This is a genomic window from Mycolicibacterium pyrenivorans (assembly GCF_025821625.1).
Lineage (GTDB): Bacteria > Actinomycetota > Actinomycetes > Mycobacteriales > Mycobacteriaceae > Mycobacterium > Mycobacterium pyrenivorans.
Genome location: NZ_JACKSH010000187.1, coordinates 51,573 through 75,557, shown reverse-complemented (window position 1 = coordinate 75,557; position 23,985 = coordinate 51,573). Strand labels below are relative to the sequence as shown.

The window sequence follows — 23,985 nt, the reverse complement described above, 5'->3', positions numbered from 1 at the left end:
CCTGACCCGCGAACACACCAAACCCGCCGTGGCACCCACGGCAACACCGACGCGCCCACACCCAGCGCACCTCACCTCTATTTTCGGATTAGCAGGTCGGCACTCGCACTTCCTCTGCTGGAATGCAATTCCGGCGGACGTTGTAGAAATGACCCATGACCGAACTATGGGTGGAGCGCACCGGCGTGCGTCGTTACACCGGGCGGAGCACCCGAGGCGCCGAGGTACTGGTGGGCTCGGAGGACGTCGAGGGTGTCTTCACTCCTGGGGAGTTGATGAAGATCGCCCTGGCGGCGTGCAGTGGGATGAGCAGCGACGCACCGCTGCGGCGCCGCCTCGGCGAGGATTACCAGGCCACGATCAGGGTGTCCGGGCCCGCCGACCGCGAGCAGGAGCGGTACCCGTTGCTGGAGGAGTTGCTCGAGGTCGACCTCTCGGCGTTGTCCGACGACGAGGTGGCGCGGTTGCTCACCGTCGTCGAGCGCGCGATCGACCAGGTGTGCACCGTGGGACGGACGTTGAAAACCGGGACCAAAGTGACCTTTGAGGTGGCCGATGAGCCGCTTGCGCGAAGAGAGTCGATGTAGATGTCGGTAGAACCTGAGGTCCAGCTGACCGCGTGGGTGCACGGCTACGTCCAGGGGGTGGGTTTCCGCTGGTGGACGCGGTCGCGGGCGCTCGAGCTCGGGCTTACCGGCTTCGCGTCGAACCGGCCCGACGGACGGGTCCAGGTCGTCGCGCAGGGTACCCGGAACGCCTGCGAAAAGCTGCTTGACCTGCTCAAAGGTGGCAGCACCCCGGGGCAGGTCGACAAGGTGATCTCGGACTGGTCCGACCCCGGCGACGCGATCGTCGGCTTCACCGAGCGCTGACCCGCTCGGCGGTAGGGTTTCACCCCATGCATCTGAAGAGTCTGACGCTGAAGGGCTTCAAGTCCTTCGCCTCGCCGACGACTCTTCGTTTCGAGCCCGGCATCACCTGTGTGGTGGGGCCCAACGGCTCGGGCAAGTCCAACGTCGTCGACGCACTCACATGGGTCATGGGGGAGCAGGGTGCCAAGACGCTGCGCGGCGGCAAGATGGAAGACGTCATCTTCGCGGGCACGTCGTCGCGCGCTCCGCTGGGTCGGGCCGAGGTGACGCTGACGATCGACAACTCCGACAACGCGCTCCCCATCGAGTACACCGAGGTGTCTATCACCCGGCGGATGTTCCGCGACGGTGCGGGTGAGTACGAGATCAACGGCAGCAGTTGCCGTTTGATGGATGTCCAGGAGCTGCTCAGCGACTCCGGCATCGGTCGTGAGATGCACGTCATCGTGGGCCAGGGCAAGCTCTCGGAGATCCTGGAGTCCCGCCCGGAAGACCGCCGGGCGTTCATCGAGGAGGCCGCGGGCGTCCTCAAGCACCGCAAGCGCAAGGAAAAGGCGGTTCGCAAGCTCGACTCGATGTCGGCCAACCTGGCGCGCCTGACCGACCTGACGACCGAACTGCGTCGGCAGCTCAAGCCGCTGGGCAGGCAGGCAGAGATGGCGCGCCGCGCCCAGACGATCCAGGCCGACCTGCGCGACGCCCGCCTGCGGCTCGCCGCCGACGACCTCGTCGCCCGCAGGGCCGAGTTCGACGACACCAACCAGGCGGAGACGACCCTGCGCGGCGAGCACGACGAACTCACCGACCGGCTCGGGGACCGGGCGCTCGAACTCGACGCCCACGAATCCGCCGTCGAGGAGCTCAGTGAGCGCGCCGAGTCCGCCCAGCAGCGGTGGTTCCGGCTCTCGGCGCTGGCCGAGCGTGTCAGCGCAACGGTTCGCATCGCCAGCGAGCGCGCCCAGCACCTCGACGCCGAGCCCGACACCTCGGGTGGCCCTGACCCCGACGAGCTGGACGCGCAGGCCGACGAGGTCGCCGAGCAGGAGCGTCTGCTGCTCGAGCAGCTGGCCGAATCCCAGGCCCGTCTCGAAGCCGCCCGCGCCGAGCTGGCCGAACGTGAGCAGGCCGCCGCGGAGGCCGAGCGGGTCCACATGGCCGCCGCCCGGGCCGAGGCCGACCGGCGGGAGGGCCTGGCGCGGCTTTCCGGTCAGGTCGACACCATGCGCACCAGGGTGGAGTCCATCGACGAGACCGTTGCGCGGCTGACCGCAGGAATCGACGACGCCGCCGCCAGGGCCCAGCAGACACAGGTGGAGTTCGAGATGGTGCAGAGCCGCGTCGGCGAACTCGACGCCGGCGAGGTCGGACTCGACGAACACCACGACCGGACGGTCACCGCGCTGCGGCTCGCCGACGAGCGTGTCGCCGAACTGCAGGCCGGGGAACGGGCTGCCGAACGCCAGGTCGCGTCCCTGCAGGCGCGCATCGATGCGCTGTCGGTCGGGTTGGCCCGCAAGGACGGCGCCGCTTGGCTGCAGGAGAACCGTAGTGGGGCGGGCCTTTTCGGGTCCATCGCCCATCTGCTCAAGGTGCGGGCGGGCCACGAGGCTGCGGTCGCGGTGGTCCTCGGTGCCGCCGCCGACGCGGTCGCCGCGGAGACCTTCGGTGCCGCCCGCGACGCGGTGGCCGCACTGAAGGAGTCCGACGGTGGGCGCGCGGCGATCGTGCTCGGGGACTGGCCCGCGCAGGGGGCGCCGGTGACCGGTCACCTGCCCGAGGGTGCGGTGTGGGCGGTCGACGTGGTCGACGCCGCGCCGCCGATTCACGCCGCCGTGACCGCCATGCTGGCCGGGGTCGCGGTGGTCGGCGATCTGGCCACCGCGCTGGAACTCGTTGCCGCGCAACCGCAACTGCGCGCGGTGACCACCGACGGCGACCTCGTCGGCGCGGGCTGGGTCAGCGGCGGATCGGACCGCAAACCCAGCACGCTGGAGATCACCTCGGCGGTCGACAAGGCGCGGGCCGAGCTGGCCGACGCCGAGCGTCAGGTCGGGGAGTTGTCGGCGGCACTGGCCGGTGCGCTGGCCGAGCAGTCCTCGCGCCAGGACGCCGCCGAGCAGGCGCTGGCCGCGCTCAACGAGTCCGACGCGGCGATCTCGGCGATCTACGAGCAGCTGGGACGGCTGGGCCAGGACGCCCGCGCCGCCGACGACGAGTGGCAGCGGCTCATCAAACAGCGCGACGAGTTGGAGGCGGGCCGAACCCGCACGGTCGAGGAACTGACCGAGCTGGAACAACGGCTGCACAACGCGCAGCAGGAGCCGATGTTCGACGCCGAGCCGGTCGACCGCCAGGAGTCGACCGCCGCGGCGGAGGCGGCCCGCTCGGCGGAGGTCGAGGCCCGGTTGTCGGTGCGCACCGCCGAAGAGCGCGCCAATGCCGTTCGGGGACGGGCCGATTCGCTACGCCGCGCGGCGACCGCTGAACGCGAGGCGCGGGTCCGTGCCCAGCGGGCGCGGGAGGCGCGCGTGCACGCAGCAGCGGTGGCTGCCGCGGTCGCCGAGGCCGGGGGACTGGTCGCTGCGCGGTTGGGTGCGGCCGTGAGCGTCGCATCCCGGGTCCGCGACGAGGTCGCCGCCGAACGTCAGGTCCGCGCCGCCGCCCTGGCCAAGGCGCGCGAGGAGGTCAACGAGCTCACGGCCAGGATCACCGCGCTCACCGACTCGCTGCACCGCGACGAGGTCGCCAAAGCCCAAGCAGCACTGCGCATCGAGCAACTCGAGCAGCAGGTGCTCGAACAGTTCGGGATGGCCGTGGCCGATCTCGTCTCCGAGTACGGGCCCGACGTGCCGCTGCCCCCGACGGAACTCGAGATGGCGGAGTACGAGCAGGCACGCGAGCGCGGTGAGCAGGTCACCACACCCGCGCCGATGCCGTTCGACCGGCCCACCCAGGAACGGCGAGCCAAGCGGGCAGAGCGGGAGCTCAACGAACTGGGCAGGGTGAACCCGCTTGCGCTCGAGGAGTTCGCGGCTCTCGAGGAGCGCTACAACTTCCTCTCCACTCAGCTCGAGGACGTCAAAGCCGCCCGCAAGGACCTCCTCGACGTGATCGCCGACGTCGACACCCGGATCCTGCAGGTGTTCTCCGAGGCCTACGCCGACGTCGAACGCGAGTTCTCCCAAGTGTTCTCGACGTTGTTCCCCGGCGGCGAGGGCAGGCTGCTGCTGACCAACCCGGACGACATGCTGACCACCGGCATCGAGGTCGAGGCACGCCCGCCGGGCAAGAAGATCAAGAGGCTGTCGCTGCTGTCCGGCGGCGAGAAGTCGCTGACGGCCGTGGCGATGCTCGTGGCGATCTTCCGGGCGCGCCCGTCACCGTTCTACGTGATGGACGAGGTGGAGGCGGCGCTCGACGACGTCAATCTGCGTCGGCTGATCAGCCTGTTCGAGCAGCTGCGTGAGGTGTCCCAGCTCATCGTCATCACCCACCAGAAGCCGACGATGGAGATCGCCGACGCCCTCTACGGCGTGACGATGCGCAACGACGGCATCACGACGGTGATCTCGCAGCGGATGCGCGGTCAGGAGCTGGTGGCCAGCCCGTCGTAGGCGGCTGCGGCCGGTCGCGGTTTTGCCCCTGCGACAATGGCGGGGTGTCTGAAGGTCTCTGGATCGCAATCGCGGTCATCGCGGTTCTGCTCATAGCTGCTCTCGTCGTCGGCCTGGTGCGGTATCGCCGTCGCCGAATCAGCCTGTCGGCCCCTGACACCGCGACGCCGGTCGACCGCTCGGGCGGCTACACCGCCTCGTCGGGCATCACGTTCAGCGCGTCCGCACCCGCGCCCGAGCGTGCGGAACCCCTCGACACCAGCGGCTTACCCGCGGTCGGCGATGACGCCACGATTCCCCGGGATGCCCCCAGACGTCCCATCGCCGATGTCAGGCTTCCGGAGCCGCCCGCAGCTACCGCAGCGCCCGCGCCACCGGAGCCTGCCCCGGCCGAAGTCCCGGCTGAAATCCCCGACACGGCCCCGGAGACGACCCAGGAGACGGCCCAGGACGTGGCGCCGGAGGTCGAGGCCATCGCCCCGCCGGAGGGCAGGCTGGACCGCCTTCGCGGTCGGCTGGCGAAGTCCCAGAACACCCTCGGCAAGAGCATGCTGGGGCTGCTGGGTGGCGGCGACCTCGACGAGGACTCCTGGGAGGAGGTCGAGGACACCCTGCTGATCGCCGACCTCGGTCCCGTCGTCACCGACGCGGTGGTCACGTCGCTGCGGGCCAGCATGGCCAACAGTCGGGTGCGCACCGAGGCCGACGCCCGGGCGGTGCTGCGCGAGGTGCTGATCGCTCAACTGCACCCCGAGTTGGACCGCTCGATCAGGGCCCTGCCGCATGAGGACAAGCCGTCGGTGTTGTTGGTCGTGGGGGTCAACGGCACGGGCAAGACGACGACCGTGGGCAAGCTGGCACGGGTCCTCGTCGCCGACGGCAGGCGCGTCGTGCTGGGAGCGGCCGACACGTTCCGTGCCGCGGCGGCGGACCAACTTGAGTCATGGGGCTCGCGGGTCGGGGCGCAGATCGTCCGGGGCCCCGAGGGCGCCGACCCGGCCTCCGTGGCGTTCGACGCCGTGGACACCGGCATCACCTCCGGGGCCGACGTCGTGGTCATCGACACCGCAGGCCGCCTGCACACCAAGACCGGCCTGATGGACGAACTGGGCAAGGTCAAGCGGGTGGTGAGCCGGCGCGCCGTCGTCGACGAGGTCCTCCTCGTCCTGGACGCGACGATCGGCCAGAACAGCCTGCCGCAGGCGCGGGTGTTCGCCGAGGTGGTCGACATCACCGGGGTCGTCCTGACCAAGCTGGACGGCACGGCCAAGGGCGGCATCGTGTTCCGCGTCCAGCAGGAACTCGGTGTGCCCGTCAAGCTCGTCGGGCTGGGCGAAGGCCCCGACGACCTGGCGCCGTTCGAGCCCGCGGCGTTCGTCGACGCACTCCTCGGCTGAGCGCCGAGAAGCCGGAAACGGGTTGACAATTCTCTCACGGCGCATGCCGTTGCGCTGATCTCGGTCGGCGAAACACGAGCGTAACGACTTGGGCGCGTCCGTTCACGCAGGCGAAACACAACAGAATCACGGGCGAAACGCATGCCACAGAGTCTCTCTGGGAGGCCGATCCTGATCGGCCGTCATCCCAAGGAGGTTCACACAAAGTGGTTTTAGCCTTACCAGACGATGCGTTCCTGCCGTTCGCGGAAGGGGGCCTGAGTAGCGGAGACACGGCATGGGTTCTCACCTCCGCGGCGCTCGTGCTGTTCATGACTCCAGGCCTGGCGTTCTTCTACGGCGGCCTGTCACGTCAGAAGTCCGTCCTCAACATGATGATGATGTCCTTCGGCTCCATCGGCGTCGTCAGCGTCATCTACGTGTTGTGGGGCTACTCGATGTCCTTCGCGTCAGCGCACACCGGAGACAGTGACATCCTCGGCATCTTCGACAACCCCTTCTCGTTGTTCGGGTTGAGTCAGCTGACCGAGGTCCGCGAGATCGACGGTGTCGACACCTTCGTCTCCGGCGGATTCGGGACGGTGCCCGCCATCGTCTGGGTGGCTTTCCAGCTCACCTTCGCCGTGATCACCGTCGCGCTGATCAGCGGTGCGGTCGCCGAGCGGATGAAGTTCGGTACCTGGCTGCTGTTCGGCGGTATCTGGGTCACGCTGGTGTATTTCCCTCTGTCCCATATGGTCTGGGGCGGCGGCCTGCTTTCGGGTTCGGAGGACGGCATCGCCGCGAAGATCTTCGGCGTGGATGAAGAAGGCGCGGCCAACGTCTCGCCTATCGACTTCGCCGGTGGCACCGTGGTGCACATCAACGCCGGTATGGCCGCTCTCGTGCTGGCGATCCTCCTCGGCAAGCGGAACGGCTTCGGCAAGATCGCGTTCCGCCCGCACAACGTCCCGTTCGTGTTGCTCGGCTCGGCGATCCTGTGGTTCGGCTGGTTCGGCTTCAACGTGGGTTCCGAAGGTGCGGCGGACATGCTCGCCGGTGCGGTCTGGGTCAACACCACCGCGGCCACTGCGGCCGCGATGCTGGCCTGGTTGCTGGTGGAACGCATTCGGGACGGCCACGCCACGAGCGTCGGCGCCGCCTCGGGCATCGTCGCGGGCCTGGTGGCGATCACGCCCGCGTGCGGATCTCTCAGTGCGATCGGCTCCCTGATCCTCGGTGCGATCGCCGGCGTGCTCTCCGCACTCGCCATCGGGCTGAAGTACAAGCTCGGCTATGACGATTCGCTCGACGTCGTCGGCGTGCACCTCGTCGCCGGGCTGTGGGGCACCATCGGCATCGGGTTCCTCGCAACCGAGACCGGCCTGTTCTACGGTGGTGGGGTCCAGCAGCTCGTCGTGCAGATCGTCATCGCTTTGGTGGCAGTGGTCTTCACCGCCATCATGACCGCCATCATCGCGTTCATCGTCAAGCCCCTGGGCTGGCGAGTGTCCAAGGAGGAAGAGGACACTGGTATCGATGAAACTGAACATGCCGAAACGGCTTACGAGCTCGCCTGATCGGCGACAATTTCATCGGAAGGGATCGACTACATGAAGCTGATAACTGCGATCGTCAAGCCGTTCACGCTGGAGGATGTCAAGACCGGTCTCGAGCAGACGGGCATTCTCGGGATGACCGTCAGCGAGGTTCAGGGTTACGGTCGGCAGAAGGGCCATACCGAGGTCTACCGCGGCGCGGAGTACTCGGTGGACTTCGTTCCGAAGGTCCGCGTGGAGGTCGTCGTGGACGATGCCGCCGTCGACAAGGTGGTGGACGTCATCGTCCAGGCGGCCCGCACGGGCAAGATCGGTGACGGGAAGGTGTGGGTCAGCCCGGTCGACACCGTGGTCCGGGTGCGCACCGGCGAGCGGGGGGCAGACGCCCTTTGATCCCAACAGCGGAGTGAGACGTCGTCTCCCGGCATCACACCGGAAGAACGGTAGATCGGTTAGTGCCGGAGAGGACAACTCATGACAGGACAGAAGCAGGGCCCCGCCGCCGGAGCTCCCCGATGGGAGCGCCCGGCGGCGGGTTCTTTGCGCCCCGCAACCGATCTCGTGGCGGCCGCCGAGCAGCTCCTCGCAGGCCGTCAGCTCGATTCCGCCGCGCTGCGGGACGCACTGCTCGACCTCTACGACTTCTGGCTCACCACCAAGGCGACCGAGATCGGGATCACGTCCAACAGTGGGTTCGCCATCGTCGCGACCGGTGGACTCGGCCGGGGAGAGATCCTGCCGTTCTCCGATCTCGATCTGATGCTGTTGCACGACAACATGCCCGACGACGTCGTCGGGGAGGTGGCCGAGTTGTTGTGGTACCCGTTGTGGGACGCCAACATCCGGCTCGACCACAGCGTCAGGACCGTACCGCAGGCGCTGAAGGTCGGCGGCGAGGACATCTCGGCCGGCCTGGCGATGCTGGAAGCACGTCACATCGCCGGAGACGCCGACCTGTCCTCGTTGCTGATCAGCGGCGCGCGCAGCCAGTGGCGTACCGGAATCGCTTCGCGCTTCGACGAACTCGTCGAGCACACCAGGGCTAGGTGGCAGCGTAGTGGTGAGATCGCCCATCGCGCAGAGCCGGACCTGAAGTGCGGCAGGGGTGGTCTGCGCGACGTCCAACTGCTCAACGCGCTGGCGATCGCGCAGTTGGCGGACGTCTATCCGAGCAGGTCGCTGGCCTCGCCGATCGAGACGCTGGGGGAGGCGCACCTGGCGCTGCTCAACGTCCGCACCGAACTGCACCGCGTCGCCGGCCGCGGCCGTGAGTTGCTGTTGGCCCAGCACGCCGACGAGATCGGCGCGTTGTTGCGCATCGGTGATCGATTCGACCTCGCCCGCATGCTCTCCGACGCGGCGCGGACCGTCAGCTATTACGTCGACGCGGGCATCCGCACCGCGGCCAATTCGTTGCCCCGTCGCGGTCTGTCGGCGCTGCGCAGGCCGGTCCGGCGTCCGATCGACGAAGGCGTCATCGAGTTCAACGGCGAGGTGATCCTGGCCCGCGATGCCCGCCCGGAGCGCGATCCGGGCCTGATACTGCGGGTGGCCGCGGCGTCGGCCACCACCGGGTTGCCGATGGCCGCCTCCACCCTCGGCCGTCTGGTGGAGACGGCGCCCGAGTTGCGCACGCCCTGGCCCCGCCAGGCGCTCAAGGACCTGCTCGTGATGCTGGCGGCAGGACCGTCGGCGGTGGGCACGATCGAGGCCCTCGACCGAACCGGGTTGTGGGGCCGGCTGTTCCCCGAGTGGGGAGCGGTGCGGGACCTGCCTCCCCGCGACGTCGTGCACATCTGGACCGTGGATCGCCATCTGGTCGAAACCGTCTCCCGCGCAAGCGCCTTCACGACACGCGTGTCTCGCCCCGACCTTCTCGTGCTCGGCGCGCTGATGCACGACATCGGCAAGGGCCGCGGCGGCGACCACAGCGTCATCGGGGCAGAACTGGCCAACCAGATCGGTAGCAGGCTGGGGCTGTGGCCTTCGGACATCGGCGTCCTGTCCAAGGTCGTGCGCCATCATCTGCTGCTGCCGCAGACCGCGACCAGACGCGATCTGCAGGATCCCAAGACCATCAACACCGTGGTGGACACCCTCGGCGGCGACCCGGTGGTCCTGGAGCTGCTGCACGTGCTCGCCGAGGCCGATTCGCTGGCCACCGGCCCGGGCGTCTGGGGTGACTGGAAGGCTTCGCTGATCGGGGATCTGGTTCGCCGATGCCGGCTGGTGATGGCCGGTGAGGCGCTGCCCCAGCCGGATCCCGTTGATCCCCGGTTCCTTTCGCTGGCTGCCGACGACGGGGTGCACGTCGAGCTGACGCCTGCCGACAACGCCCACATCTACAGCGTGACGATGATCGTGCCGGATCGGCGGGGGCTGCTGTCCAAGGCGGCGGGTGTGCTGGCTCTCAACTCGCTGCGGGTGCACTCGGCGTCGGTGAACTCGCACGGCGGCTCGGCGATCAACACGTTCGTCGTCTCGCCGCATTTCGGCACCCCGCCCGCCGCGGAGTTGCTGCGTCAGCAGCTGATCCTCGCCGTCGACGGCGAGCTGGACGTGGTGGGAACCCTCGAGCGGCGCGAGGCCGACAGCTCCCAGGGCCGCGCCGGGGAGGTCCGTGCCGCCGTCCCGGTTCACCCGCCTGCAGCGCCCCCGCGGGTGCTCTGGCATGACGGGACCGAGGCGGGGCAACTGGTCGCCGAGATCCGGGCCACCGATCGCGCCGGGCTCCTGTCGGTGCTCACGGCGGTGTTCGAACGCGCGGGCGCCGACATCGCGTGGGCGAAGGTGACGACGCTGGGTTCGTCGGTGGTCGACGTCTTCGGGATCGTGCTTCCCGCTGGGAGCACGGACAACGCCGCGCGGATGAGCCTGGAACGTGAGCTGTTCGCCGTCCTGCCCGCGCCACCGGCCAAGAAGGTCGAGGAAGCCAGCTAGGTACCAGCGCGATAGTCTGGCCTCGTGTTTGAATCCCTGTCCGACCGGTTGACCGGTGCGCTCTCGGGCCTGCGTGGCAAGGGTCGGCTCACCGATGCCGACATCGACGCCACCACCCGCGAGATCCGATTGGCGCTGCTGGAAGCCGATGTGTCGCTGCCGGTGGTGCGCGAGTTCGTCGCCCGCCTCAAGGACCGCGCTAAGGGCGCCGAGGTCTCCGCTGCGCTGAACCCCGCACAGCAGGTCGTCAAGATCGTCAACGAGGAGCTCGTCGGGATCCTCGGCGGGCAGACGCGCCAGCTGACGTTCGCCAAGACCCCTCCCACGGTGATCATGCTGGCGGGCCTGCAGGGCTCGGGTAAGACGACCCTGGCGGGCAAACTCGCGAAATGGCTGAAGGGACAAGGGCACACACCTCTTCTCGTGGCCTGTGACCTGCAGCGCCCCGGAGCGGTCAACCAGCTGCAGATCGTCGGCGAACGCGCAGGCGTGCACGTCTTCGCCCCGCACCCCGGGGTGTCCCCGGCCGGCGCCACGCTCGAGCAGATGACCGCGGGCGACCCGGTGTCGGTGGCGTCGGGAGGCCTCGCGGAGGCCAGGGCCAAGCACTACGACGTCGTCATCGTCGACACCGCGGGCCGACTCGGTATCGACGAGGAACTGATGCGGCAGGCCGCGGCGATCCGCGATGCCGTCGATCCCGACGAAACCCTGTTCGTCCTCGACGCGATGATCGGCCAGGACGCCGTCACCACGGCCGACGCGTTCCGGGAGGGCGTCGGGTTCACCGGCGTCGTGCTCACCAAGCTCGACGGTGACGCCCGCGGTGGCGCCGCCCTGTCGGTGCGTGAGGTCACCGGCGTGCCGATCCTCTTCGCGTCCAGCGGCGAGAAGCTCGAGGACTTCGACGTCTTCCACCCCGACCGCATGGCCAGCCGGATCCTGGGCATGGGCGACGTGCTGAGCCTGATCGAGGCGGCCGAGCAGCATTTCGACGCCGAGCAGGCCGAGGCGACGGCCGCCAAGATCGGATCCGGTGAGCTCACGCTCGAGGACTTCCTCGAGCAGATGCTCGCCATCCGCAAGATGGGGCCCATCGGCAACCTGCTGGGCATGCTGCCGGGTGCGGGTCAGATGAAGGACGCGCTGGCCGCCGTCGACGACAGCCAACTCGACCGCGTGCAGGCCATCATCCGCGGGATGACGCCGCAGGAGCGCGCCGACCCGAAGATCATCAACGCCTCGCGCCGGCTGCGGATCGCCAACGGCTCCGGGGTCACCGTGTCGGAGGTCAACCAGCTCGTCGACCGCTTCTTCGAAGCCCGCAAGATGATGTCGCAGATGGCCGGCCAGATGGGAATGGGATTCGGCCGCAAGTCAGCGGCGCGTAAGGGCAAGGGCAAGGGCAAGAAGGGGAAGAAGGGCGGGCGCGGACCCACGCCGCCGAAGGCGCGCAACCCGCTCGGCGCAGGCATGGCGGGCATGCCTCCGGGATTCCCCGACCTGTCCAACATGCCCAAGGGGCTCGACGAGCTGCCGCCGGGGCTGGCCGACATCGACCTGTCGAAGCTGAAGTTCCCCAAGAACTGATGCCCCTGCACCTCCGGGGACACGGGTTGCCTGACGGTGAACCCGTCGAGTGGTGGATCGTCGAGGGCCGGCTCAGCGCCGAGCCGGTGACCGGCGCCGAGACGGTGTTCGGCGCCGAGGGGGATGGAGGGTGGATTCTTCCCGGCCTGGTCGACGCGCACTGTCACGTCGGGCTCGGCCAGCACGGACCCATCGAGATGGCCGAGGCCGTCGCACAGGCCGAGACCGAGCGCGGCGTCGGTGCGCTGCTGCTCCGCGACGCCGGATCGCCCACTGATACCCGCGGTTTCGACGATCGTGACGATCTGCCGCGCATCATCCGCGCCGGGCGGCACCTGGCGCGCCCCAAGCGGTACCAGCGGGGCTTCGCGATCGAACTCACCGACGAGTGGCAGCTGCCCGACGCGGTGGCACAGCAGGCGCGATGGGGCGACGGCTGGGTGAAGCTCGTGGGCGACTGGATCGACCGCGACACCGGCGACCTGGCGCCGCTGTGGTCCGACGACGTGCTCGAAGCCGCGATCGACGCCGCGCACGCCAACGGCGCCCGGGTCACCGCCCACGTGTTCAGCGAGGATGCGCTACCGGGGCTGATCAAGGCGGGCATCGACTGCATCGAGCACGGCACCGGGCTCACCGACGACACCGTGGACCTGATGGTGCAGCACGGCACCGCGCTGGTGCCCACGCTGATCAACATCGAGAACTTCCCGGGCATCGCCGCGGCCGCCGAGCGTTATCCCCGCTACCAGCGGCACATGCGCGATCTGCACCGGACGTGCGCGGCCAGGATCGGCGCCGCACGGGAGGCCGGCGTGCCGATCTATGCGGGCACCGACGCCGGGAGCGCGGTCGCGCACGGGCGCATCGGCGACGAGATCGATGCGCTCAAGGGCATCGGCATGACGGCGACGGACGCGCTGGGGGCTGCGTGCTGGGACGCCCGGCAGTGGCTGCACCGCCCCGCGCTCGAGCACGGGGCATCGGCCGACCTGGTCTGCTACGCCGAGGACCCTCGGGGCGGCGCCCACATCATCGACGACCCGACCCTGGTGATCCTGCGCGGCGCGATCTACTGAAGGCCCCGCGACCTAGCGGCTCTGGGCGAAGCCCCAGTCCAGGAGGCGGATCGCCTGCCCGTAGAGATCGCCGGTCCCGTACATCTGCACGACGACGAGGCGGCGGTTGCCACGCTGGGCGGCGCCGACGTAGGTCTTACGCGCCAGGTTGGTGAAGCCGGTCTTGCCGCCGAGGTCGCCCGGGTAGCGGGTGAGCAACTCGTTCTGGTTGTGAATCGTCTTGCCGGGGAACTGCGCTGACGGCGAGCGCATGATGTGCGCGATCAACGGATACTTCAGCGCCGCGCGCATTATGACCGCCAGGTCGTGCGGCGAGGTCACCGACTCCCATCCGGGGCCGTCCAGTCCGGATGGTGATCCCGCCCGGGTGGCGCGGGCACCGACGAGGGCGGCCTTGCGGTTCATCGCGGCCAGCGCGACCGGCTTGCCACCGAGCATGTCGGCGAGCATGTTGGCCGCATCGTTGCCGGACACCATCAGTATCGCCTCGAGGAGCTGGCGGGTGGTGTAGGCCTGGCCGGGTTTCAGTCCCACACAGGAACATTCGACTTCGGTGTGGGTGGCGTTCGCCCTGGCGAAGCTCTCGGGCCGCAGATGGTCGAGCACGACCATCGCGAGCAGGATCTTGATCGTGCTCGCAGGAGCATAGGAACCGTAGGGGTCCCGGCTGGCGAGCACCTGCCCGGTGTCGAGATCGGCGACCAGCCACGCCTGTGCGGGACCGTCTGGAAGTGCCTGCGCGGCAGCGGGTTCCAGATCAGGCTGGGCCATCGCCGTAGGTGCTCCGGCGAGCGGGGCGCCAGCCAGCAGCACGCTGAGGGCGAGCGCCAGCCCCGCGAAACGTCTTCGCACGATTGGCGAGGCTAATCGCGCCAGGACTCGACCAGCGCGCGATCAGGTCTCCATCGGGTATCGGGTGGTGGGCTCAGAGCCGGCCGACGCCCGCGTCCGGTGAGAGCGCGAAGCCCCAGTCGAACAGGGTGGCCGCCTGATCCCAGTAGGTCGGTCCGCCCTCGCGGACCAGGCCGTGCATCATCGCGACGACCAGGCGCCTGCCGTCGCGGTGGGCGGCGGCGACGAAGGTCTTGCGGGCCAGGTCGGTGTAGCCGGTCTTACCGCCGAAGGTGCCCGGCTAGCGGTGCAGCAGCTCGTCCTGGTTCACCAGCACCTTGTCGCCGGTTTTTGTGGGGAAGACCGCGGTGGGCATGGCGGTGATCTCAGCGAAGGCGGGGTTGGCCATCGCGGCCCGGAAGATGACCGCCAGATCGTGCGGCGAGGACCACATTTCGATTCCGGGTCCGTCGATACCCGACGGGGAACCCGCGTTCGTCCCGTACGCACCCACCAGAGCGGCCTTGCCGTTCATCTTCATCAGCGCGACATCAAGCCCGCCCAGCATGGTGGCCAATGTGGTGGCGGCATCGTTGCCCGACACCAGCAGCAGCGCCTCCAGCAGCTGCCGGGTCGTGTAGGTGAAGCCGGGTGTCACGTCCGCGCAATTGCACTCCACCTCGGCGGCGCAGTCGTAGGTACGCTCCAGTCGATATGGGGGATCACCGTGGTCCAGGGTGGCGTCGCTGCGCAGGCGGTGGACGCGATCGTCAACGCGGCGAACTCGTCGTTGCTCGCAGGTGGGGGCGTCGGCGGCGCGCCGGCTGATCGCTGGACTCGACCCCCCAGACCTGAACATCACCCTGAGCGGAGCATTCGCATGGACAGCGACGCCGACCGACCGCCGACCCGGCACCTCGAACGCCTCGAGGTCGACCGTCTCCAGCTCGACACGACCACCATCCGCGCGCTGGGGCGGGGATTCGTGGTCCTCGACGTGTCCGCCACTTCGAACACCACCGCCACTCGGCTCCTTGGTGGCGTCACCCTCGCCGGACCCCGGATCGAGTCTGCGCCGCTGACGATGCGCATCGATGCCGTCGGCCCTCGAACCTTCCGCTACCGGTTCGCGCTAGGCGCCGACGTGCCCGTGGGTGACACCCCGATGCTGGCCACGGAGGTGCGCGTCGACGAGGCGGCGCGCGGGGAGACGACCCCCACCGGGGTGCGGATCTGCACCAGCGAGGCCTCCATCGAGGTGGAGGTTCCCGACGCGGGCGGGCCGACCCTGCGGGTGCGACGCGCCGACGGCCACCTGGTCGGCACCATCGGAGGCGGCGAGTCGAACCTGATGGGAGCGTGGGACGCGTTCCCCACCGGCATCTGCCGCACGCCCCTGGAGGGGCACCGGCTGGCGACTGAGGTGTTCTCGATCGGCCCCGACGAGTGCGTCTACGGGTTCGGGGAGCAGTTCGGGCGACTCGACAAGGTCGGCCAGACGATCGACGTCGACATGGAGGAGGCGTTCGGCACGGTCACCCCACGGGCCTACAAGAACGTGCCGTTCTGGGTCACCACGGCCGGGTGGGGCGTGTACGCCAACCACGACGCCCGCCTCACCGCCTGGATCGGCAGCCGCTCCACCCCCCAGCTCCAGGTGGCGGTGGACGACGACTGGTTCGACGCCTTCGTGTTCGTCGGCGACATCCGCGAGGTCCTCGGGGCCTACACCGACCTGACGGGTCGGCCGAACGTGCCACCGGACTGGTCGTTCGGGTTCTGGCAGTCGAAGATCTCCTACTCCTCGGCCGCCGAGACCCTCGAGGTCGCCGAGCGGATGCGCGCCGAGGACCTGCCCTTCGACGTGCTGCACCTCGACACCCACTGGTTCCGCCGGGACTGGTTCTGCGACCTCGAGTTCGACCCCGACCGGTTCCCCGACCCGGCCGGGTACCTCGACACCATGCGCGCGATGGGGGTGAAGGTGTCGTTGTGGCAGCTGCCCTACATCCCCGCGGGCTCGGCGCTGTTCGACGAGCTGGCGGCGGTGGACGGGTTCGTGCGCCGCCATGACGGCAGCCTCTACGACATCGGGCTCTGCTACACGCCGGGCTGGGAGGGCGGACGGGTCGGGTGCATCGACGTCACTAACCCCGACGGCGTCGAGGTCTACCAACGGTGGCTCGGCAAGCTGTTCGACCTCGGTGTTCGCGCCATCAAGGTCGACTTCGGCGAGCAAGCACCGGTCGACGGCGTGTACCACGACGGCACCCCCGGTCACCGGATGCACAATCGCTATCCCCTGCTGTACAACCGAGCCGTCGCCGAAGCCACCCACGCCCGCACCGGGGAGTGGATCATCTGGGCTCGCGCCGCCTTCGCAGGCTCCCAGCGGTACCCGCTCCACTGGGGCGGCGACTCATCGGCCCGGTGGGACAACCTCTTCGCCAACGTCGCCGGCGGTATGTCCCTGGGGCTGTGCGGGTTCCCGTTCTGGAGCACCGACATCGGCGGCTTCATGGGCGAACCCCACGACGACCTGCTCGTCCGATGGCTCCAGGCCGGCCTGTTCCTCTCCCACAGCCGCATCCACGGGTTCGGCCACCGCGAGCTCTACGACCGTGGCCCCACCACCGACCTGGCCCGCGACCTCCTCCACCTGCGCTATCGACTGCTGCCATACCTGCTCGGGCACGCGCACCGCGCCGCAGCCGCGGGAGTTCCCCTGGCCCGGCCGCTCGTGGTCGACCACCCCGACGACCCCACCACCTGGCACCTCTCGGACCAGTGGCTCCTCGGCGAAGACCTCCTCGTGGCCCCGGTCGCGAGTCCCGACGGCGACCGTCGGGTGTACCTGCCCGACGGCGACTGGGTCCACTGGTTCACCGGCGAGCACCACCACGGCCCCACCTGGCTCACCACCCACAGCCCGATCGGTCACTTCCCGCTCTACCAGCGGGCGGGGTCGCTGATCCCGCTCGGCCCGGTCATGCCCCACGTCGGCGCCCGCCCCACCGACGTGCTGACCCTGCGCGCCGGCACCTCGACCGCCACGGCCGACTGGCGAGGCGTGGCGCAGGTCGATGGCGCAACCATGGCGATCACCACCGCCCGACACGATCCCACCGTCACCGTGGAGGGTCTCCCAGCAAGCGTCGAGATCCGGATCGTCGACAGATCCGGGAACGCCCTCGACCGCCCGATCCGGCGTTCCTGAGGAACACGTTTGCGACGGGGGTCGCCCGAGAGACGACCGTGGGTACGCTCCGGTCGGGGCGTCGACGGTGCCATCCACCGTGCCGGCGGGCCGCGCATCCTCGAGGAGTGCCGGGCCCTGCGGCAGACCAGCCTCCCGGACGGCTTGCGGTCGGTCACGCGGTGGCGACCACGGCGGGCGACCTGCCGGCCCGCTGGGTGATCCACACGGTCGGGCCGGTGCACTCCCGCGCAGAGGAGGCGAGCGCCAGCCCCGCGAAACTTCGTCGCACAGTCCCGCGGGTCCCCGCGCAAGGACTCGACAAGCGCGCGATCAGGTCCCCATCGGGTCTCGAGTGTCGCGCTGCAGGTTTACAGCTGGCTCACTCCGGCGCCGGGTCCGAGCGCAAAACCCCAGTCGAGCAGGCTGGCCGCCTGATCCCAGTAGGAGGGGGCACCCTCCTTGACGACTCCGTACATCAGCACCACGACCAGCCGACTGCCATTGCGCTCGGCGCCGCCGACGAACGTCTTGCGGGCCAGGTCGGTGTATCCGGTCTTACCGCCGAAGGTGCCCGGATAGCGGTGCAGTAGTTCGTCCTGGTTCACCAGCACCTTGTCGCCGGTTTTTGTGGGGAAGACCGCGGTGGGCATGGCGGTGATCTCAGCGAAGACGGGGTTGGCCATCGCGGCCCGGAAGATGACCGCCAGATCGTGCGGCGAGGACCACATGTCGATTCCGGGTCCGTCGATACCCGACGGGGAACCCGCGTTCGTCCCGTACGCACCCACCAGAGCGGCCTTGCCGTTCATCTTCATCAGCGCGACGTCGCGCCCGCCCAGCATGGTGGCCAGCGTGTTCGCGGCGTCGTTGCCCGACACCAGCAGCAGCGCCTCCAACAGCTGGCGGGTCGTGTAGGTGAAGCCAGGTGTGACGCCGGCGCAGTTGCACTCGACCTTGGTGTCCGCCTCGTTGGCGACGATCGTCGCGTCCAGCGGAAGCTCGTCGAGGACTGTCAAGGCGAGCAGCACCTTGATGGTGCTGGCGGGGGCGTACTGCCCGTACTCGTTGCGGGCGGCGAGCACCGCGCCGGTGTCCATGTCGGCGACGATCCATGCTTGGGCGGGACCGTCGGGGATCGGTACCGAGCCGGCCGGCTGGCTGATCCCGGACACGGGCACGGCCGACGCAGTCGACGCGGTGATCCCCGCGATCACGCACAGCGTGACCCCCAGGTACGCGAGAAGCCTAGTCATGACCGATGAGTGTATGCCCGGCCCGGACCCAGTGGCCGATCGTGTTCAATCAATCCATGTTGAGCCTCGAGGAGATCTCCGATCGGCTGGAGATACAGCAACTGCTTGTCGACTATTCCACCGCGATCGACCAGCGACAGTTCGACGACCTCGACTCGGTGTTCACCCCCGACGCCTACATCGATTACCGGGTCAGCGGCGGGGTCGACGGCCACTTTCCGGAAGTCAAGGCCTGGCTCGAGGAGGTGCTGCCGAACTTTCCCGCCTACTACCACATGCTGGGCAACATCGATGTGCGCATCAGCGGCGACACCGCGACGTCGCGGGCGGTCTGCTTCAACCCGATGGTGATGGGCGGCGATAAGGGGCAGATCTATTTCGTCGGGATCTGGTACGTCGATGAGTTCATCAGAACCGCGCAGGGCTGGCGGATGAGCAGGCGCGTCGAGGAGAAATGCTTCGACAAACTCGTCTGACCCCGCTCAGCGTGCCAAGCGGCGCGCCGCGCGGCCGGTCACTCGCTTGATCCGGTCAGAGATGTACAGCGAGAACGCGATGTTGAACACGTCCTCCCGCAGCCGGGTCAGTCTGGAGCTCGCGATGAGCCAGCGCCCGTCGACCTTCTCGTAGGTCTCGGTGTAATGGCCGTAGCCGCGCAGGTTCACCCCGGGCGCCAGGCGCACCACGTCTTCGAGAGCCCACACCCCGCGCGCGGTCGTGGCCGACGTCATTTCGATCTCCGGCGCATGCACCTGGTGCACCGTGGCGCGGTCGCCGAGATTCTTGCGGGTGAACGCGACGAAGGGGTCGGCGCCGACGATGACCTTGCCACCCGCGCTCGCGGTGTCGCTGCGGAAATCGTCGCTGAAGATGCCGCGCCACGAGTTCCAGTCCTTGGTGTCCAGGTACCTGCAGTAGCGGGCCTTCAGCTGTTTGATCGATTCGATCTCCAGCAGGGCCTTGGCGTCGTCCATGGGTGGAGGGTGACACTGCTGCCCGAAGTTGTAAAGGTCGGCGGGGTGTGCCGGAGCAGGATTTCGTCGTGACACGCAGGTTCTGGCACAATGAGCGGCTGTCTGCCCCGGGACTCCGGCCCCTCGGCGGTCACACACGTAAGGCAAAACCGGACCGGGCAGCCCGCCCGCGTCGCTTGAATTGCACACGTGGCAATCACAGGAGAATCGCACCACCATGGCTGTCAAGATCAAGCTTGCCCGCTTCGGCAAGATCCGCAACCCCCAGTACCGCATCTCTGTCGCTGACGCGCGCAACCGCCGCGACGGCCGCGCCATCGAGGTCATCGGCCGGTACCACCCGAAGGAAGACCCCAGCGTCATCGAGATCGACTCGGAGCGCGTGCAGTACTGGCTGGGAGTCGGCGCGCAGCCGACGGAGCCGGTGCTGGCCCTGCTGAAGATCACCGGTGACTGGCAGAAGTTCAAGGGTCTGCCCGGGGCCGAGGGCACGCTGAAGGTCAAGGAGCCCAAGACCAGCAAGCTGGACCTGTTCAACGCGGCGCTGGCCGAGGCCGACGGTGCTCCGTCCGGCGAGGCCACTCAGCCCAAGAAGAAGAAGGCGCCCGCCAAGAAGGCGGCAGAGAAGGCCGACGACACGGCAGAGAAGGCCGACGACACGGCAGAGAAGGCCGACGAGAAGGCCGAGACCGCGACCGCTGAGGCGGCCGAGAGCGCCGACGCCGCAAGCGAGAGCTGAGAACGGCCGTGAGCTCAGTCGTGGTCGACGCTGTCGAGCATCTGGTCCGCGGGATCGTCGACAACCCCGACGATGTCCGGGTCGACATGGTGACCAACCGCCGTGGGCGCACGGTCGAGGTGCACGTCCACCCCGAAGACCTCGGAAAGGTCATCGGGCGAGGGGGCCGCACCGCGACCGCATTGCGCACCCTGGTGGCGGGTATCGGCGGCCGGGGCATCCGCGTCGACGTGGTGGACACCGACCAGTAGGCATACGTCCATGGAGCTGGTCGTCGGGCGCGTGGCGAAGGCGCACGGCGTCACCGGTGAGGTCGTCGTCGATGTCCGAACCGACGATCCCGACGCCCGCTTCGCGCGCGGTAAGACGTTGCGGGGCCGCGCTTCTCGCGGTGGTTCCGAACGTGAGTACACCATCGAATCGGTTCGCGAACACACCGGCAGGCTGCTGGTGCGGCTGGCCGGTGTCGTCGGCCGCGATGCCGCCGAGGCCCTGAGGGGCACGCTGTTCGTCGTCGACTCCGACGATCTGCCGCCGATCACCGAACCCGACGAGTTCTACGACCATCAACTCGAAGGGCTGCGGGTGCGGACCGTGACCGGGGACGATGTCGGCACGGTCGCCGAGGTGCTGCACACCGCCGCCGGTGAGCTGCTCAGTGTCAAATCCGCTGAGGGACTCGAGATCCTGGTCCCGTTCGTGAGCGCGATCGTGACGAAGGTGTCGCTGACCGACGGCGTCGTCGAGATCGACCCGCCCGACGGACTGCTGAACCTCGCCGATCTCCAGTGAGGTGCGGCGTGCGTATCGATGTGGTGAGCATCTTCCCGGCCTACCTGGAACCGTTGCGGCAGTCGTTGCCGGGCAAGGCCATCGAGACCGGTGTCGTCGAACTCGCCGTGCACGATCTACGCACCTGGACCCATGACGTCCATCGATCCGTCGACGACTCACCCTACGGCGGGGGACCGGGCATGGTGATGAAGGCGCCGGTGTGGGGGGCGGCGCTGGACGAGATCTGTTCGCCGGAGACACTTCTGGTGATTCCCACCCCTGCGGGCCGGCTGTTCACCCAGGCCGACGCCGTGCGCTGGAGCGGCGAGGACCACCTGGTTTTCGCCTGCGGCCGTTACGAGGGGATCGACCAGCGGGTGCCGCAGGACGCTGCCCGCCGGATGCGCGTCGAGGAAGTGTCGATCGGCGATTACGTTCTGCCCGGCGGCGAGTCGGCGGCACTGGTGATGATCGAGGCGGTGGTTCGGCTGCTGCCCGATGTGCTGGGCAATCCCGAGTCCCATCGCGACGATTCACATTCCGATCTGGTGGGTGGCCTGCTCGAGGGTCCCAGTTACACCCGCCCCGCCAGCTGGCGTGGACTCGACGTGCCCGAGGTGCTGCTCTCGGGTGATCACGCCCGCATCAGGGCGTGGCGCCACGCGCAGAGCGTCGAGCGCACCCGTGAGCGCCGCCCGGATCTGCTGGACTAGATACGCCCGCCGGGGAACATCGTCTTGACCGCCTGGGTGATCGTCTGCCGGGCGGTGTCGTCGTCGGCCGCCTGCATCGACCCGATGACCATCACGTACCGGCGGTCAGGACCGACGATGCCGGTGGACAGGTGCATCCAGTCGGCGCCGACGCAACACATCCAGCCTTGCTTGACCGCCACCCGTTCGGCGAACAGGCCCTCGGGGATGCCGAACCGCTGCGGGTAGACGCCCCCCGGCACCATCCCGTCGGGCGCCGTCGGCGTTGATGCGGCCAGGTTGGACAGGATGATGCTCGCTTGTTCGGGCGGCAAGCCGCCGCTGCCCGCCAACAGCATGTCGTAATAGCGCACCAGGTCGGTCGCCGTGCTGATGGTGTTGAACCACCGCCCGTTGCCCGGCGCCCGCGTCGAACCCAGTCCGTATCGGGCGACCACCCGGTTGATGATCGCGCTGCCGCCGCTGCGGTTCCAGAACACCTCGGCGGCGCTGTCGTCGGACGCCCGCAGCATCACGTCGAGGGACTTGCGGTCCTCAGGGGACAGCGTGGTCTCGCCCTTGGACACCTGCAGCAGCAGGTCGTCGGCGATGAACAGCTTGACCACCGACGCGATGGCGATCGTCATGCCGTTGCCGTTGGTCACGAGTTGACCGGTGTTGCGGTCGAGTACCGCCACGGTGATCTCGGCGCCCGCATCGGCGGCCTCGGCGGTGGCCTGCCGCTCGCGATCGGCCAAGCCGGTGAACCCGGCCGGAGGTTCGTCCGGGGGCGCCTCGGGCAGGGGTGCCATGCTGCCGAGAGGGGCGACCACCGTCAGTTGCGGTCCGGCCGGCGCCGGGGCCGAGCCGTGCACCTGCGCCTCGCACCCGGCGAGGACGAGGGCACCGACGGTCACCGCTGCAGTGGTCAGTACCAACCTGCACGACCGCCGTTGCATCGGTGACGCCTCCATGAATCCGTGGGACCGAATTGTCGGTTGAAGCAGGGCAGAACGGGTTCTGCACCCGTGTATTAAGGGTAGCCTTCGACGGCGGAGCCCGCCTCCCGCGCCGAGCGAGCGGCCGGATTTCGGGGAATCGGACTCCGTCTGGCACAATTGGGCAGTTGTCTGTGCACGGCGGAAGACGCCGCACGACTCGCCCAGACGCCCGAATCACACCATCGGCTCCAGCACGCGTCCCCGCGACGCCTGCCACGAGCCGCGAACAGCAAGGAAGTGTCTCCGATGAACACGCTGGATTTCGTAGACCAGACGTCGTTGCGCGACGATGTCCCGGACTTCGGCCCCGGTGACACCGTCAACGTCCACGTGAAGGTCATCGAGGGCTCCAAGGAGCGCATTCAGGTCTTCAAGGGCGTGGTGCTGCGCCGCCAGGGCGGTGGGGTCCGCGAGACCTTCACGGTCCGCAAGGAAAGCTACGGCGTCGGCGTCGAGCGCACCTTCCCGGTGCACTCGCCCAACATCGACCACATCGACATCGTCACCCGAGGTGACGTGCGTCGCGCCAAGCTTTACTACCTGCGGGAGCTGCGCGGCAAGAAGGCGAAGATCAAGGAAAAGCGCTGACCTCCCGGGTCGAGCCGGGGCCATCGGGGCGCTGGCTACGCTGATCCCGTGACCGGACCTTCAGAATCCGACGACTCGTCCGCCGAACGCACGCTCGAGGCACCTGAATCCGGCGACGAGCAGCAGGACGAGCAGCAGCCAGCCAAGAAGAAGCGCGGCGCCGTTCGCGAGGCGGCGATCCTCATCACGATCGCGCTCGTGCTGTATTACGTGATGCTGACGTTCATCGCCCGGCCCTACCTGATTCCGTCCGAGTCGATGCAGCCCACGCTGCACGGCTGCAACGGTTGCGTCGGCGACCGCATCATGGTCGACAAGATGACCTATCGGTTCTCTTCTCCCGAACCCGGTGATGTCGTCGTCTTCAAGGGACCACCGAACTGGAGCATCGGCTACAAGTCGATCCGGTCGGACAACACCGCCGTCCGGTGGGTGCAGAACGCGCTGTCGTTCGTCGGGTTCGTCCCTCCCGACGAGAACGACCTCGTGAAACGCATCATCGCGGTCGGGGGACAGACCGTTCAATGTCGCGCCGAGACCGGTCTGACCGTCGACGGCAAGCCGCTCGACGAGCCCTACCTCGATCCGAACACGATGATGGCGGACCCCGCGGTATATCCGTGCCTGGGCAACGAGTTCGGGCCGGTCACCGTCCCCGAAGACAGGGTGTGGGTGATGGGTGACAACCGCACCCACTCCGCGGACTCGCGCAGTCACTGCAGCAACCGGCCCGAGGACGCCCAGGATGGGCTGTTGTGCACCGGTGATCCGGTCGCCGGGACGATTCCGGTGGAGAATGTCATCGGGAAAGCCCGGTTCATCGCCTGGCCGCCGTCGCGGTGGGGTGGCGTGAGCTCGGTGAACCCCCAAGAATCCAGCTGAGCGCCGACAGGAGGCCCTGACA

General features: G+C 68.6%; 21 protein-coding genes and 3 pseudogenes. 19 read left to right on the top strand and 5 right to left on the bottom strand.

Annotation, left to right across the window (positions count from 1 at the left end):
- Positions 1-155 precede the first annotated feature (155 nt).
- The 9 genes from H7I57_RS21830 to H7I57_RS21790 all read left to right on the top strand — a co-directional run bounded on the left by H7I57_RS21830 (position 156) and on the right by H7I57_RS21790 (position 13,030).
- The gene (locus tag H7I57_RS21830; protein WP_264025984.1) at positions 156-587 is read left to right on the top strand and encodes an OsmC family protein; all 432 of its coding nucleotides are present in this window, start codon (positions 156-158) and stop codon (positions 585-587) included.
- Positions 588-872: an acylphosphatase gene (locus H7I57_RS21825; RefSeq protein ID WP_264025982.1), complete on the top strand. Its 285-nt coding sequence runs from the start codon at positions 588-590 to the stop codon at positions 870-872.
- 26 nt (positions 873-898) lie between these two features.
- Positions 899-4,486, top strand: a complete 3,588-nt coding sequence (gene smc / locus H7I57_RS21820) for a chromosome segregation protein SMC (protein ID WP_264025980.1) — start codon at positions 899-901, stop codon at positions 4,484-4,486.
- Positions 4,487-4,530: 44 nt separating this feature from the next.
- Positions 4,531-5,883, top strand: coding sequence for a signal recognition particle-docking protein FtsY (ftsY, locus tag H7I57_RS21815; RefSeq protein WP_264025976.1), 1,353 nt, complete (start codon positions 4,531-4,533; stop codon positions 5,881-5,883).
- A 206-nt stretch (positions 5,884-6,089) separates the two neighbouring features.
- Positions 6,090-7,442: an ammonium transporter gene (locus H7I57_RS21810; protein ID WP_264025975.1), complete on the top strand. Its 1,353-nt coding sequence runs from the start codon at positions 6,090-6,092 to the stop codon at positions 7,440-7,442.
- A 33-nt stretch (positions 7,443-7,475) separates the two neighbouring features.
- Positions 7,476-7,814, top strand: coding sequence for a P-II family nitrogen regulator (locus H7I57_RS21805; protein WP_163889424.1), 339 nt, complete (start codon positions 7,476-7,478; stop codon positions 7,812-7,814).
- An 81-nt stretch (positions 7,815-7,895) separates the two neighbouring features.
- Positions 7,896-10,361, top strand: coding sequence for a [protein-PII] uridylyltransferase (locus H7I57_RS21800; protein WP_264025973.1), 2,466 nt, complete (start codon positions 7,896-7,898; stop codon positions 10,359-10,361).
- A 24-nt stretch (positions 10,362-10,385) separates the two neighbouring features.
- Positions 10,386-11,951, top strand: a complete 1,566-nt coding sequence (gene ffh / locus H7I57_RS21795; RefSeq protein WP_264025972.1) for a signal recognition particle protein — start codon at positions 10,386-10,388, stop codon at positions 11,949-11,951.
- A complete protein-coding gene (locus H7I57_RS21790; protein ID WP_264025970.1) occupies positions 11,951-13,030 on the top strand; it encodes an amidohydrolase family protein in 1,080 nt (359 codons plus the stop codon). Before ffh ends, H7I57_RS21790 begins: the two co-directional genes overlap by 1 nt.
- A gap of 12 nt (positions 13,031-13,042) precedes the next feature.
- On the opposite strand, the gene H7I57_RS21785 is transcribed toward H7I57_RS21790, so the two are convergent.
- Positions 13,043-13,882 (bottom strand): D-alanyl-D-alanine carboxypeptidase family protein, encoded by an 840-nt coding sequence (locus H7I57_RS21785; protein WP_264025969.1) that lies wholly within the window; start codon positions 13,880-13,882, stop codon positions 13,043-13,045.
- Positions 13,883-13,955: 73 nt separating this feature from the next.
- A pseudogene (locus tag H7I57_RS21780) lies at positions 13,956-14,543 on the bottom strand (D-alanyl-D-alanine carboxypeptidase family protein); the annotation flags it as partial.
- A 30-nt stretch (positions 14,544-14,573) separates the two neighbouring features.
- Here H7I57_RS21780 and H7I57_RS21775 point away from each other — a divergent pair.
- From H7I57_RS21775 to H7I57_RS21765, 3 genes and pseudogenes are all read left to right on the top strand, one after another.
- Positions 14,574-14,681 (top strand): annotated as a pseudogene (locus tag H7I57_RS21775) (O-acetyl-ADP-ribose deacetylase); the annotation flags it as partial.
- Between the two features lie 60 nt (positions 14,682-14,741).
- Positions 14,742-17,078 carry a TIM-barrel domain-containing protein gene (locus H7I57_RS21770; protein WP_264025987.1) on the top strand — a complete coding sequence of 779 codons (2,337 nt, stop codon included), beginning with the start codon at positions 14,742-14,744 and terminating at the stop codon, positions 17,076-17,078.
- A 51-nt stretch (positions 17,079-17,129) separates the two neighbouring features.
- Positions 17,130-17,323, top strand: a pseudogene (locus H7I57_RS21765) (macro domain-containing protein); the annotation flags it as partial.
- A gap of 105 nt (positions 17,324-17,428) precedes the next feature.
- Here H7I57_RS21765 and H7I57_RS21760 read toward each other — a convergent pair.
- Positions 17,429-18,313: a D-alanyl-D-alanine carboxypeptidase family protein gene (locus H7I57_RS21760; RefSeq protein ID WP_264025968.1), complete on the bottom strand. Its 885-nt coding sequence runs from the start codon at positions 18,311-18,313 to the stop codon at positions 17,429-17,431.
- 56 nt (positions 18,314-18,369) lie between these two features.
- Between H7I57_RS21760 and H7I57_RS21755 the strand changes: the two genes are divergently transcribed.
- Positions 18,370-18,789 (top strand): nuclear transport factor 2 family protein, encoded by a 420-nt coding sequence (locus H7I57_RS21755; RefSeq protein ID WP_264025986.1) that lies wholly within the window; start codon positions 18,370-18,372, stop codon positions 18,787-18,789.
- Positions 18,790-18,795: 6 nt separating this feature from the next.
- Here H7I57_RS21755 and H7I57_RS21750 read toward each other — a convergent pair whose 3' ends face one another.
- The gene (locus tag H7I57_RS21750) at positions 18,796-19,287 is read right to left on the bottom strand and encodes a nuclear transport factor 2 family protein (protein WP_264025966.1); all 492 of its coding nucleotides are present in this window, start codon (positions 19,285-19,287) and stop codon (positions 18,796-18,798) included.
- Positions 19,288-19,504: 217 nt separating this feature from the next.
- Here H7I57_RS21750 and rpsP point away from each other — a divergent pair, with 217 nt between their 5' ends.
- The 4 genes from rpsP to trmD are packed head-to-tail and all read left to right on the top strand — an operon-like array spanning position 19,505 to position 21,513.
- Positions 19,505-20,026, top strand: coding sequence for a 30S ribosomal protein S16 (gene rpsP / locus H7I57_RS21745; RefSeq protein ID WP_264025964.1), 522 nt, complete (start codon positions 19,505-19,507; stop codon positions 20,024-20,026).
- Positions 20,027-20,034: 8 nt separating this feature from the next.
- Positions 20,035-20,277, top strand: a complete 243-nt coding sequence (locus tag H7I57_RS21740; RefSeq protein ID WP_005148848.1) for an RNA-binding protein — start codon at positions 20,035-20,037, stop codon at positions 20,275-20,277.
- Between the two features lie 10 nt (positions 20,278-20,287).
- Positions 20,288-20,818 carry a ribosome maturation factor RimM gene (rimM, locus tag H7I57_RS21735; protein WP_264025962.1) on the top strand — a complete coding sequence of 177 codons (531 nt, stop codon included), beginning with the start codon at positions 20,288-20,290 and terminating at the stop codon, positions 20,816-20,818.
- Positions 20,819-20,826: 8 nt separating this feature from the next.
- On the top strand, positions 20,827-21,513 hold the full coding sequence (gene trmD, locus H7I57_RS21730; protein WP_264025960.1) for a tRNA (guanosine(37)-N1)-methyltransferase TrmD: 687 nt from the start codon (positions 20,827-20,829) through the stop codon (positions 21,511-21,513).
- On the opposite strand, the gene H7I57_RS21725 is transcribed toward trmD, so the two are convergent.
- The gene (locus H7I57_RS21725; RefSeq protein ID WP_264025959.1) at positions 21,510-22,451 is read right to left on the bottom strand and encodes a serine hydrolase; all 942 of its coding nucleotides are present in this window, start codon (positions 22,449-22,451) and stop codon (positions 21,510-21,512) included. The genes trmD and H7I57_RS21725 overlap by 4 nt on opposite strands.
- Before the next feature lie 288 nt (positions 22,452-22,739).
- On the opposite strand from H7I57_RS21725, the gene rplS reads away from it, so the two are divergent.
- Positions 22,740-23,081, top strand: coding sequence for a 50S ribosomal protein L19 (gene rplS / locus H7I57_RS21720; protein WP_264025958.1), 342 nt, complete (start codon positions 22,740-22,742; stop codon positions 23,079-23,081).
- A 48-nt stretch (positions 23,082-23,129) separates the two neighbouring features.
- Complete coding sequence (gene lepB / locus H7I57_RS21715; RefSeq protein WP_264025957.1) at positions 23,130-23,963, top strand: signal peptidase I; 834 nt, start codon at positions 23,130-23,132, stop codon at positions 23,961-23,963.
- Positions 23,964-23,985 lie beyond the last annotated feature (22 nt).